Source organism: Streptomyces sp. NPDC058326 (genome assembly GCF_042879855.1).
GTDB lineage: Bacteria > Actinomycetota > Actinomycetes > Streptomycetales > Streptomycetaceae > Streptomyces.
Window position 1 is genome coordinate 210236 of the sequence record NZ_JBHVZO010000012.1, and the last position, 11947, is coordinate 222182.

Annotated in this window: 12 protein-coding genes; 4 read left to right on the forward strand and 8 right to left on the reverse strand. The window is 74.2% G+C overall.

Annotation, left to right across the window (positions count from 1 at the left end):
• Positions 1-146: 146 nt before the first annotated feature.
• From ACFVYX_RS22795 to ACFVYX_RS22805, 3 genes are all read right to left on the reverse strand, one after another.
• Positions 147-371: a DUF6458 family protein gene (locus ACFVYX_RS22795; RefSeq protein WP_389683255.1), complete on the reverse strand. Its 225-nt coding sequence runs from the start codon at positions 369-371 to the stop codon at positions 147-149.
• A 93-nt stretch (positions 372-464) separates the two neighbouring features.
• Complete coding sequence (locus tag ACFVYX_RS22800) at positions 465-1976, reverse strand: SulP family inorganic anion transporter (RefSeq protein WP_389683256.1); 1512 nt, start codon at positions 1974-1976, stop codon at positions 465-467.
• 330 nt (positions 1977-2306) lie between these two features.
• Complete coding sequence (locus ACFVYX_RS22805) at positions 2307-2873, reverse strand: HPP family protein (RefSeq protein ID WP_389683257.1); 567 nt, start codon at positions 2871-2873, stop codon at positions 2307-2309.
• A gap of 227 nt (positions 2874-3100) precedes the next feature.
• Between ACFVYX_RS22805 and ACFVYX_RS22810 the strand changes: the two genes are divergently transcribed.
• Together ACFVYX_RS22810 and ACFVYX_RS22815 are read left to right on the forward strand one after the other, a co-directional pair.
• Entirely contained in the window at positions 3101-4375 is a 1275-nt protein-coding gene (locus ACFVYX_RS22810; RefSeq protein ID WP_389683258.1) for a VWA domain-containing protein, read from the forward strand.
• Positions 4375-5214, forward strand: a complete 840-nt coding sequence (locus ACFVYX_RS22815) for a hypothetical protein (protein ID WP_389683259.1) — start codon at positions 4375-4377, stop codon at positions 5212-5214. Before ACFVYX_RS22810 ends, ACFVYX_RS22815 begins: the two co-directional genes overlap by 1 nt.
• A gap of 79 nt (positions 5215-5293) precedes the next feature.
• On the opposite strand, the gene ACFVYX_RS22820 is transcribed toward ACFVYX_RS22815, so the two are convergent.
• Positions 5294-6514 carry an MFS transporter gene (locus ACFVYX_RS22820; protein WP_389683260.1) on the reverse strand — a complete coding sequence of 407 codons (1221 nt, stop codon included), beginning with the start codon at positions 6512-6514 and terminating at the stop codon, positions 5294-5296.
• Positions 6515-6576: 62 nt separating this feature from the next.
• Between ACFVYX_RS22820 and ACFVYX_RS22825 the strand changes: the two genes are divergently transcribed.
• Positions 6577-6954 carry a MerR family transcriptional regulator gene (locus ACFVYX_RS22825; protein ID WP_389683261.1) on the forward strand — a complete coding sequence of 126 codons (378 nt, stop codon included), beginning with the start codon at positions 6577-6579 and terminating at the stop codon, positions 6952-6954.
• Positions 6955-7018: 64 nt separating this feature from the next.
• Here the strand turns inward: ACFVYX_RS22825 and ACFVYX_RS22830 are convergent, their stop codons facing one another.
• The 3 genes from ACFVYX_RS22830 to ACFVYX_RS22840 all read right to left on the reverse strand — a co-directional run bounded on the left by ACFVYX_RS22830 (position 7019) and on the right by ACFVYX_RS22840 (position 10392).
• On the reverse strand, positions 7019-7498 hold the full coding sequence (locus ACFVYX_RS22830; RefSeq protein WP_389683262.1) for a (2Fe-2S)-binding protein: 480 nt from the start codon (positions 7496-7498) through the stop codon (positions 7019-7021).
• Positions 7499-7513: 15 nt separating this feature from the next.
• A complete protein-coding gene (locus ACFVYX_RS22835; protein WP_389683263.1) occupies positions 7514-9898 on the reverse strand; it encodes a molybdopterin cofactor-binding domain-containing protein in 2385 nt (794 codons plus the stop codon).
• 182 nt (positions 9899-10080) lie between these two features.
• Positions 10081-10392 (reverse strand): hypothetical protein, encoded by a 312-nt coding sequence (locus ACFVYX_RS22840; RefSeq protein WP_389683264.1) that lies wholly within the window; start codon positions 10390-10392, stop codon positions 10081-10083.
• A 235-nt stretch (positions 10393-10627) separates the two neighbouring features.
• On the opposite strand from ACFVYX_RS22840, the gene ACFVYX_RS22845 reads away from it, so the two are divergent.
• Positions 10628-11065, forward strand: a complete 438-nt coding sequence (locus ACFVYX_RS22845) for an OsmC family protein (protein WP_389683265.1) — start codon at positions 10628-10630, stop codon at positions 11063-11065.
• 26 nt (positions 11066-11091) lie between these two features.
• Here ACFVYX_RS22845 and ACFVYX_RS22850 read toward each other — a convergent pair whose 3' ends face one another.
• A complete protein-coding gene (locus tag ACFVYX_RS22850) occupies positions 11092-11784 on the reverse strand; it encodes an RraA family protein (RefSeq protein ID WP_389683266.1) in 693 nt (230 codons plus the stop codon).
• Positions 11785-11947: the final 163 nt, after the last annotated feature.

An 11947-nucleotide genomic window follows, 5' to 3' on the forward strand; every position in this document is an offset into this window, starting at 1 on the left:
CCCCGACGGGGGTGACCTCCCTTGCCCCCGCGGGGGCCGGCGCCCCCCCCCCCCGGGGGGGGGGGGCCCCCGGGGTGCCGGGGCCCACCCCTCCCGCGGCGTACGGGCCGGTCCGCGGCGCGGTCCCGGCGGGGACGGACGCCGTCTCAGAGCAGGTCCCGTCGGTCGTCCTCGGCCACCGTGGTGGTGGTCGGCGGAACGACGAGCCGACGCCGCCTCAGGATGCTGGTATAGACCGCCGTTCCGATGATGCCGACGGCCATGAGGATCAGACCGACCAGATCCAGGTTGACCCCTTCGAGCTGCCAGTCGGACGCGAACGTGAGAATGGCCCCGACCGCGATCAGGATGATGCACACTCCCAGACCCATGGTTCCTCCCTTGTCGGTGGGATGGTCATCGGGTACCCCGGTCCGTCCGGCTCATCCCCCGTTCGGCGTCCGGGAGATGACCGGTCGTGAGGGTCAGGGGGCCGCCCCGGCGGGTTCGCCCTCCGCCGACCGGCCGGGACGGCGGTCCGGCGGCGCGAGCAGGCGTACGGAGTCGGGGCCGGCCGTGGAGTGGCGCTCCGCCCAGGCCTCCAGGGCCGCACGGCAGGCGTGGTCGAGGTGGTGCAGGCCCGACAGGTCGAGCTCGACCGGGCGGTCGCGCGGCAGGCCTTCGAGCATGTCCAGCATCTTCGGCAGCCGCAGGAAGTTGACGTTCCCCGACAGCCTGACGCGCACCGGTCCGTGACCGTCGTCGGCCCGCTCCACACGCAGATGGGAGGCGTCCCAGGCCGCCTTGGCGATCGACAGGACGAGCCCGAACAGGACGCCTTCGAACATGTTGACGGTGACGATCGCCACCGCCGTCGCGACGAGGACGAGGGCCTCGCCCCGGTGCCCTCGCCAGAGCGTGACGACTCCCCTGAAGGGGATCAGCTTCCAGCCCGCGTGGACCAGGATCCCGGCGAGCGCGGCGAGCGGCACGTACTCCAGGGTGGCGGGCAGCAGGGCGGCGAAGAGCAGCAGCCACACCCCGTGCAGAACGCGGGACGCCCTGGTCCTGGCTCCCGCCTGGACGTTGGCCGCGCTGCGCACGATCACCGCGGTCATGGGCAGCGCTCCGAGCAGTCCACAGACCGTGTTCCCGACGCCCTGAGCGAGCAGCTCCTTGTCGTAGTCGGTACGCGGGCCGTCGTGCATCCGGTCCACGGCCGCCGCGCTGAACAGCGTCTCCGCGGAGGCGATCAGCGCGAAGGCCAGGACGGTCCCGAGAAGGGCGAGGTCGGTCAGGGCGGAGACGACCTCCATCCCGGGCGGCGACACGGCGTCCAGCACCCCGTCGACCCGCACGGTCGCGACCGGCAGGTCGAACAGGCCGGTCAGGAGCGCGGCGAGGAGGACCGCGACGAGTGCGCCGGGGACGGCCCGCACCTTCCCCGGCAGGCGCCGCCACCCGACGAGCACGAGGACGGTGACGGTGGCGACGGCGAGCGGCACCAGGGTGGCCGGCGCGGTCGCGGCACGCCAGAGGGCGCCCGGCAGCCCGGCGAGCCGTGCCACGCCCGAGTCCGGGGCGCTGAGGCCGGCCGCGGCGTAGAGCTGACCGGCCACGATCACCAGGCCGATGCCGGCGAGCATGCCCTCGACGACCGAGAGGGAGATGGCCCGGAACCAGCGGCCCCATCCGAGCACGCCCAGGACGGCCTGGAGCAGGCCCGAGAGGAGCACGACGAGGCCGAGCGCGGGCAGGCCGAAGGCCCGGACGGCCTCGAGGACGAGGACGCTGAGGCCCGCGGCGGGACCGGAGACCTGGAGGCTGCTGCCGCGCATCACTCCGGTGACGACTCCGCCGACGATGCCGGTGATCAGGCCCAGTTCGGCGGGGGCGCCCGAGGCGACGGCCACGCCGATGCAGAGGGGCAGCGCCACGAGGAAGACGACGAGGGAGGCTGCGAGGTCCTGCCGGAGGTGGGGAAGGGTGGACAGCATACGGATCTCCCCTCACGGGGTCCGAGGAGCGGGGACGAGCCGGGTTCCCCTGAGCCGCACCGACCTCAGGAGTTCACCAACGCAAGGTCAAGAGATGACCAACGAAGAGTAATACGCCGGGGCGTGACGCTCCTCTCACCACCCGGTGTCCTCGGCGGATTTCCGACCGGAAACGGACGGACCTCGACGAGACGCGCCGCCGCGGGGTGGGAACGGCCCTGCCGGGGGGGGTGCCCGCTCGTACGTACGGGCGAAGGGCCAAGGGTCACCGGCCCCGGGCGCGGACCGGTCCCGCCTCGGGCCCGCAGCACGCCGCGGGTCCGCAGCCGTTCACCACCAGTAGACGGGGTACCTCGGTGCTCCGCGCCGGACGCGGGACGCGGCGAACGCGGTCAGCACGAGCAGGACGGTGGACCCCAACAGCAGGGGCACGAACCTCCCCGGCGCGGGCTCCTGGAGGACGATGACGACGGCGGTGGCGCAGGCGGGCGAGTGCGGCGTCCTGGCGAGCGTCGTCAGGGCGAGGGTGAGTCCGGCGGCGAGCGCGGCGGCCCACGAGCTGCCCTGCCCGGTGGCCGCCACCGCGTAGCCGGCGGCGGCACCGAGGAGGTTCCCCACCACCACGCTGCGCGGCTGGGCCAGGGGGAGCGCCGGGGCGCAGTGCACCAGCGCAGCGCTGGCGGCGAGCGGCGGTATCAGCACCGGCTCGTGGAGGACGGCGCCGATGGCGACGAGCCCGAGCAGGGCGGCCGTGGCCGCGCTGACGTTGTGGACGGCGGCCACGGGCGCGGGCCTGGCGGGGGCACGGCCGGCCATCCGGGACCGGCGTGACCGCCGGTCCTGAGGGGCGTCGACGGTCGGGGCGGCTTCGGGGCGCAGGGTGGTGTCGGTGCTCATGTGACGTGGTGCTTCCGGGCAGGGGCCGTGGGGCAGGTCCTCGGGTCGTACGGGACCCTGTGGTCGACAGCCGGCCCGGTCTCGCGCCTGAGCCAGGTGCGGCGGCGCGCCCGCCCACCACTCTAACCAGCGGGTTCTCGGGAGCGGGGGCGGGGTGGCCGGGCCTCCGCCGGAGTGCGGTGCCACCTCCGTTTGGTTTGTCGGACGATCATCAATACGATCCGGCGATGATCACGAGAAAACGGCTGGCGACCGGGGCCTGCGCGCTGCTCGCCGCCCTGAGCGCCGTGCTCCTGCCGACGAGCGCGGCCGCCGACGAGCCGGTGGCGAAGGAATCCCCCAAGGTCGAGCTGGTCCTCGACGTGAGCGGCTCCATGCGGGCCAAGGACATCGACGGCAAGTCCCGGATGGCCGCGGCCAAGCAGGCCTTCAACGAGGTGCTCGACGCGGTTCCGGAGGAGGTCCAGCTCGGCATCCGCACGCTGGGCGCCGACTACCCGGGGCAGGACCGCAAGCGGGGCTGCAAGGACACCCGGCAGCTGTACCCGGTCGGCCCGCTCGACCGGACGGAGGCGAAGACCGCCGTGGCGACCCTGGCCCCGACGGGCTGGACGCCGATCGGCCCGGCGCTGCTCGGCGCGGCCGAGGACCTGGAGGGCGGTGACGCCACCCGCAGGATCGTGCTCATCACGGACGGCGAGGACACCTGCGCCCCGCTCGACCCCTGCCAGGTGGCGCGGGAGATCGCGGCGAAGGGCATCCATCTCGTCATCGACACCCTGGGCCTGGTGCCGGACGCCAAGACCCGGCAGCAGCTCACGTGCATCGCGGAGGCGACCGGAGGCACGTACACCTCGGTCCACCGCACCGAGGACCTGTCCCGCCGGGTCCGCCAGCTGGTCGACCGCGCCGCCGACCCGGTCGTCACACCCGTGGCCACCGAGGGCGCGGTGCGGTGCGCCGACGCGCCGCTGCTCAAGCCCGGCCTGTTCACGGACCGCGAGGCCTTCGGCCAGCACCGCTGGTACCGGGTGGAGCTGCTGCCCGGTCAGGAACTCCGCGCCTCCGTCAGCGTGTCGGCCGACCGCGCCGTCAACGACGACTACGGGGTCCTGCTGCGCGCCGTCACCCGGCACGGCCGGGAGATCGTGCGCGGCTCCGAGGCCGGCGACGGGCGCACCGATGTGATCTCGACCGGCCTGCGCTACCCGAAGCCGGAGCTCGACGACGAGCCGGGGGACGCCAAGCCGGCCGCCGAGACCGTCTGTCTCCAGGTCAGCAACTCGTTCTCCGCTCCCCCGTCGGTCAAGACGACGCCCGGCATGCCCATCGAGCTGACCGTGGACGTCGTCGACGGCCCCTCGGCCGCGTCGGACGTGGCCTCGTTCGGTCTCGGCCGCGGCTGGTGGCTGCTCGGCGCGCTGGTGCTCGTCGGCTTCGTGGCCGGTCTGCTCTGGGGCTGGCTGTCCCGCTGGCGCGTCGCTGTCTGGAGGACCCACTGATGCGAACCGTACGCATGATCGCCGCGGGCGCGCTCGCGGGTGCCGCACTTCTCGGTCTCGCGGCTCCGGCCGCCCTGGCCGACTCCCCGTCCGCCACGGCGGACCCGGGCGCGGACACCCGGTCCACGGCCGGGCCGACGGAGGCGGGCACGACCTTCCGTACCGCCGCCCGGTTCCTGCCGGGACAGCGGGCGACGGCGCGGGCTGCCACGGGTGACTACCTGTACTGGGTGTTCCCGGCTGACACCGGGCAGCGGCCGACGGTGAAGGCCACGGTGACACTGCCCGACACGGCGGTGCGGCACGGGGCGACGACCTGGCGGGTCGACGTGTACGACGGGCTGAGGCGCCGTCAGCCGTGCATGTACGGGACGCAGTCCCGTACGGCGGCCAAGGAGACCGCGACCGTGGAACTCGCCTGTGTGCTGCGGCCGGTCCGTGCCGCGGCCGACGCCTGGGCGAACGACCCGCTGCCCGGCAGCTACTACGTGCGGCTGACCGTCACGGGGCTGCCGGACGAGGACCTCGGCCAGCCGTTCTCCGCCCAGGTCGGGGTGAGCACCGTCGACAAGGGCGGCGCCTACGCCTCGGACGGCGCGCTCGCCGCGCCGCTCGTGCCCGGGGCGACGACCGCCGACCAGGCGGAGGCCGACGCCGACGCCGGCCGCCCCTCGGCCGTCGAGGCGGCGGCGCCGGAGGACGGCTGGTCCTCCGGCTGGTGGTCCGACCGCTGGCTCTGGACCGCCGCGGGCGGCATACTCGCGGCCCTCGCGGGCGTCGCGGGCTATGTGCTCACGCGCGGCGCGGGACGCCCGTCCCGGATCCCGCCGGCCGTCTGACCCGCCCCACGGGCAGAAGAAGGCTCCCACCGCCTCGGCGCGGTGGGAGCCTTCTTCTTTCGTGGCGGTGCGTTCCCGCTCACCGGCGGGCGGGGAACCCGTGAGTACGGGCCCCGGCCACGACGGCCACCACGGGCAGGAGCAGGACGAGCACCGTCCAGGACAGGGCGCCCGCGCCGAGGGCGTCGAGCAAGACTCCGCCCGCGAGTCCGCCCGCCGCCATGGCCGCGTTCCAGAGGCTGACCAGCATGGTCTGGGCGGTGTCGGCGTCCTCGCCGCCGGCGTTCGCGACGGCGGTCTGGAGCAGGGTGGGCGCGCCGCCCCAGCCGAACCCCCAGAGCGCGGCGGCCGTCAGGACGAGCGCGGTGCCGCCGGCCGGGACGGCGAGCGCGGCGGCCGCGACGGCGAACAGGATCGTCCCGGCGAGGGTCAGCGCCCTGAGCCTTCGGTCGATGTGACGGCCGGTGAACCAGATCCCGGCGAGCGAGGCGCCGCCGAAGACCAGCAGGACGAGACCGGTGGAGCCGGCGAGCCCGAGATGCCCGAGGTAGGCGGCGACGTAGGTGTAGAGGACGGTGTGGGCGAGGACGAGGGTGAAGGTGACGGCCAGGACCGGGAGGACGCCGGGCACCTTCAGGGTGCGGGCGACCGGCGCGCGCCCGCCGCGCGCCTCGCCCGGCATGTCGGGGACGGCGAGGGCGATCCAGCCGAGGAGCACGACGGCGATGACGGTCATGGCGGTGAAGGCCGTGCGCCAGCCCACGGCTTCGCCGAGGAACGTGCCTGCCGGGACACCGAGGGAGAGGGCGAGCGGGACACCGGTCATCGCGACGGCGACGGCCCGGCCCTGGAGGTGGGGCGGGGCGATCCGGCGGGCGTACCCGGCGAGCAGCGCCCAGGCCACACCCGCGGCGACCCCGGCGAGGAACCGGGCGCCCATGGTGAGGGCGTACGAGGTGGAGAGGGCCGTGACGGTGTTGGCGGCGGCGAAGCCGGCCATCGAGGTGAGCAGCAGTCGCTTGCGGCGCCAGCCCGCGGTGCGGGCGGCCAGGGGTACGGCGGTGAGGGCCGTCCCGAGGGCGTAGCCGGTGACGGTCTGGCCCATGGCGGCCTCGCCCACGCCGAGTTCGGCGCTCATGGCGGGCAGGACGCCGGCGGGGAGGGTCTCGGTGAGGCTGGTGACGAAGACGGCGGTGGCGAGGGCGAGCAGGGCGGGGAGGGGCAGCCGGCCGGAGGAACGGGGCGTGTCCGGGGAGGGGTGGGCGGCGGATCGGGCCGCCGCTGTCGTGTGGTGGGCCATGGATCTATGCTCGAACCCTCACATTGATGTGAAGGTCAAGCGAGTCCCTGGAGGGGGCGTCCATGCGGATCGGAGAACTCTCGGAGCGCACCGGAACACCACGCCGGCTGCTGCGCTACTACGAGGAGCAGGGGCTCATCGTGGCGGACCGGCTGCCCAACGGCTACCGGCACTACGACGTGTCGAACGTGGACCGGGTGCTGCAGATCCGGGGCCTGCTCGACGCCGGTCTGCCGACCCGGATCATCAAGCAGATCCTGCCGTGCCTGAACAAGCCCCGGATCATCCACTTCCCGGACGCGACGCCGGAGATGCTGGCGACCCTGGAGGAGGAACGGGACCGGATGACCGAGCGGATCCGCTGCCTCACCCGGAACCGGGACGCCGTCGCGGAGTATCTGGACGCGGTACGGGAGAAGCCGGCGGCGCCGTCGGTGTGACGGCCGGTCCGGCGACGCTGCCCCGGCGCCCGGACCAGCCGTGCGCGGTGGCCGGCCCCGCCGGTCACCCCATCCGGCGGGCGCCCTCCAGGACCGCCTGGCGAATGCGGTCGTAGGTGCCGCAGCGGCAGATGTTGCGGATGGTGTCGAGGTCGGACTCGGTGATCTCCCGGCCGGCCTCCCTGGCCCGGCGGACCTCCGCCACCGCGGTCATGATCTGGCCCGGCTGGCAGTAGCCGCACTGGGCGACGTCGAGGTCGAGCCAGGCCTCCTGCATCGGGTGGAGTTCACTGCCCACGGTGTCCGGGAGGCCCTCGATGGTGGTGACCTCGTCCTCCGGGCCGAGGTCCTCGACGGGCACGGCGCAGGGGGTGAACGCCTTCCCGTTGAGGTGGCTCGTACAGGCCCGGCAGACGCCGACCCCGCAGCCGTACTTGGGTCCGGTGACGCCGAGGACGTCGCGGAGGACCCAGAGGAGCCGGACGTCGCCCTCGACGTCGGCGGTGACGGCCTTGCCGTTCAGGATGAAGGTGTGCTGCGGCACGGGTGCTCCAGGTCTCTACAGGGCGCGGTCGCGGCCGTCGGTGGGCGAGGCGGGGACGGGCGGGACGGTCGGCAGCGGGGTGAAGGCGAGCGGCTCGGCGTGGTTGACGGGGAAGACCGTCGGCATCGTGCCGGTGGCCCGGCCGTAGGCGCAGGCGACGGCGGCCATGGCGCCGGCGACCGCCAGTTCGCCCGCGCCGCCCGGCTTGTCTCCGGTCGGGGGCATCACGATGATCTCAAGTTCGGGCGGGGTGTTCCACTGCCGGGTGTAGAAGTACTGGTCCCAGCTGCCTTCGAGGAAATACCCGTCGCGCAGGTGGAGTCCGGAGGTCAGGGTGATCGCGATGCCGTCGGCGATGCCGCCCATCATCTGGGCCTCCAGACCGCGCGGGTTGACGGCGAGGCCGACGTCGACGGCGCAGACCACCTTGGTCACACGGGGGCCGGTGTACGCGCCGGGGATCTTCCGTCCTGTGGTCTCGGGACGGCAGTCGATCTCGGCGAGGATCGCGACGGCGGAGTGGTACTCGGTGTGGACGGCGATGCCCTGCGCGGTGCCGGCGGGCATGGCACGGCCCCACTCCCCCGCCTCCGCGACCTTGTCGAGCACCGCGCGCGCCCGGGGGTCCTTCACGAGGCGGCGGCGCAGCGCGTACCCGTCCTGGCCCATGCGCCTGGCCAGCTCGTCCATGACGAGCTCCTGGGCGCAGCGGACGTTGGGCGAGTAGATGTTGCGCATGGAACCGGTGTTGAAGCCCTTGTCGGTCTCGGCGAGCAGCTGGGTGGTGACGCCGAGGTGGTACGGGCTGATCTGGGTGAGCTGGAACATCGTCTGGGAGAAGGCGGCGTCGGCGACCGGGAGCCGGGCCGCCTCCGCCGTGAGGACCTCGCCGACGCCGTGCCCGAAGTCGGTGGCCACGGAGGTGTGGCGCTGCTCGTACGTGAGGACCTCGCCGAGCGCGTACGTGGCGCGGACCCGTGAGGTGGACATGGGGTGCGTACGGCCCTGACGGAAGTCGTCGGTGCGGTGCCACATCAGTTTGACGGGCTTGCCGAGGGCCCGGGAGATCTCGGCGGCCTCGTGGGCGGCGTCGGAGAACAGCTTGCGGCCGAAGGAGCCGCCGCCCTCGGTGACATGGACGCGGACGGCGGAGGGCGGAAGGCCGAGCTTGAGGGCGATCTGCTCCTGGGCGACGATCGGAGCCTTGAGCGAGGCCCAGATCTCCGCGGAGTCCTCCCGGACGTCGGCGATCGCGCAGTTCGTCTCCAGGGCGGCGTTGCTCGCGAAGTGGAAGGTGAAGCGGGCGTCGACCGCCTTCGTGAGCAGCGGCAGCGGAGGCACCACCAGGGGGAGTTCGGCCCGGCGGAGCTTCTCCAGGACGGTGGCGTCGGAGGCGCCCTCGGCGGTACCGGGCCCCCAGTCGACCCGGAGGGCGCGGACCGCGTCGACGCACTGGCCGAAGGTACGTCCGCGGACGGCGACGCCGGTGGAGACCGTCACGACGTCGGTGATGCCCGGCATGGCACGGACCTCGGCGGCGTTGGCGACGGAGCGGACCGTGCCGTTGATGGTGGGCGGCCGGCAGACCATGGTGGGCAGGGCGCCCGGGACCTGGAGGTCCATGGCGAACTTCTTGCGCCCCGTGACCGCTTCCAGGGCGTCGACGCGGCGCTGCCCGGTACCGATGACCCGGAAGCGGGCGGGGTCCTTGAGGGTGACCGCGACGGCGGTGTCGGTGAGGGCGGCCGCCTTCGCGGCGAGTTCGCCGTAGCCGAGCAGCGCTCCCGTCGGGGAGACGACCGCGCCCGCCTTGGTGGTGAGGGTGTCGACGGCTTCGCCGAGGACGAGGGCGGCGGCGCGAAGCAGGCGGCCCCGGGCGACGGCCGCGGCGACCCGGATCGGGGTGTAGGTGGAGTAGGTGGTGTTGGATCCGCCGGTCAGCTGGTTGAAGAGCAGCTCGGGCCGGGCGTCGGCGAGGGTCACCCGCACCCTGTCCAGGGGCAGGTCGAGTTCCTCGGCGACGATCATGGCGCTGGAGGTGGTGACGCCCTGCCCGACCTCCGCGCGGGGCAGGGCGAAGTGGGCCGTGCCGTCGGCGTCGAGGCGGAGGGTGATGAGGTGGCTGGTGGGCAGGGCCGCGAGGGTGAGCAGCTCGTTGAGGTCGAGGAGTTCGGCAGGTCCCGGCAGCGAGGGCACGCGCGCGGGCGCCGCGGCGGCCTCCGTGGGGGCGAGCGCCTCGGCGCCGAGCCGGGCGGCGACGGTGAGGGTCGGGGCGGCGAGGACGTAGCCGAGGAAGCGCCGGCGGGGGATGCCGGCTTCCTTCCCGCCGTCCGGGCGCTCGGTGCCGTCTCCGGCGCTGCTCGTGGGGTGGTCGTCCCGCGCGGGGTGTCGCCTCGCCATGCGGTGTGCCCTTTCGACGTGGTCCCGGCCCTGTCCCGCCGGATCTCCTCAGATGCGATGATCATCGCTCATGTGGGTGACATCCGGGGGCCGTTCGGACGGGACCCTTCGGACCCGGGCTGTTCGGACGCGCGGTGCGGACCGGGTTGTTCCGTCAGGGCTGTTCCGTCAGGGCTGTTCCGTCAGGGCTGTTCCGTCAGGGCACGAGGTCGTCGCCCTCGGCGCGTCCACCGCCGGTCTCCGGGGCGGATCCCGGTGCGGGACGCCAGGCGCGCGCCGGGGCGCAGCCGGGTCCCCGAGCGGAGCTGGGCGCGGGAGATCCGGGCGCGCTGACCGCCGCCCGCGATCAGCGCGTTGACGGACACCATCGGGTCGCCGCCCACCGACCGGGCGAGCAGGGCACCGATCACCAGCGGGCCGAGGGCGACCGCGAGGGCCGTACCGGTGGCGGTGACGTGCTGGAGGGGGCGGGGGCGCCGGGCGTCGAAGCTCATGGTCACAGTCCATCAGCGGCCGGCGTCCGCCGTATCGGTCGACGTACTCAGACCTGCGTGCCGGGCTACTCAGCCGCGCTCGCGCGCGGGCCCCGAGGGGTCCGGCCCTGAGCGCGGACCCCGTGAGGGAGCCCGTGCCCGGTGCGACCGCCCGGCGTGGCGTGGGCGGGGGCGCCGCTCGGGCGGGTGACCGTACCGTACGGGGACGCGTACGACGACGAAGGAGACCGCCGCCATGGCCGACTACCACATCGAGACCGTCCGGACCGGGTACCGGAACTGGACCGCCCGCAACGACCGGGGCGCGGAGGTCCGGATGGCCGCCGCGGACGACGCCGACGCGCAGCCCTCGTTCACCCCGGTCGAGTTGCTGCTCGCGGCGATGGGCGGCTGCGGCGGTCTCGTCGTGGACCGGACCGCACGGGCCGTGGACCACGACGACCTGCGGATCGTGGTGGAGTCGGTCTCCGGTCCCGAGGACGACGGCAGGGTGGGCCGGATCAGGGTCAGCTACGAGTTCGACCTGCCGGACAACAACCCGCGGGCGGCGGAGGTGTTCGCCCGCGGGGTGCGTCTGACACACGAGAAGTTCTGCACGGTGAGCCGGACCGTTGAGCACGGCGCGCGCGTGGAGGCGATCCTGCCGGACGGCACGGTCGGCTTCGAGGGCTGAGACCCGCGGGCCGCCTCGCGCCGGGGTCACTCCTCGATCGCGCCGCCGATCCGGCGCAGATGCCGCCGGAAGGTGTACGAGGGGTCCTCGGCCCGGCCCGCGAGATAGGCGTCGAACCGGGTCTGCGCGCGGAGCGTCTCCCCCGCCCTGATCCGGCGGGCCTGCTCGCGTTCCGTACGGAAGAGGGACCGGGCGGCCTCCAGGACGGCGGCCGCGCGGGCTGCCGCCACGAAGAGCACCCCGTCGTCGTCGCCGAAGACCACGTCGTCGGCGGTCACCTCGTGGTCGCCGAACCTGGCGGTGAGGAGCGCGTCAGGGTCCCGGGGGTCGAGACGCACGGGGCCGGGCGCGTGACGGCCGTAGGAGTAGACGGGCAGGCCGATCTCGACGAGGTCGGGGGTGTCCCGGTGGAGGCCCCAGACCACGACCCCGGCGACGCCCGCCGCCTCGGCCTCCAGGACGGCGAGGTCGCCGACGCAGGCCTCGTCGCGCCGGCCGCCGTTGTCGATGACGAGGACGTCGCCGGGCTCGGCGTGGGCGAAGGCCTCCAGGAAGACGTCGACGCTTCCGTAGTGCCGGCCGGGCAGCGCCCGGCCGGCGAGGCGTCCGCCGGGGACGACGGGCAGGACCCCGGCGGGAGCGGCACGCAACGGTTCCCCGAGGCGTACACAGGCGTCGGCGACGAGGGGGGTGGAGAGCTCGGCGAAATCCTTCAGCATCGGACGTTCCGTTCTGTGACGAGGAGACGGGCGGGACGGGTGGGTGGGAGGCGGGCGGGGGGCCGCGCGGTGTCACCAGGCGGTGGCCGGCGCGCGTTCCGCCCCCGCCCGGTCGGCCGTCGTCCGGAGTGCGGGCGTGGCCGGGCGTTCCTACCATGAGGGC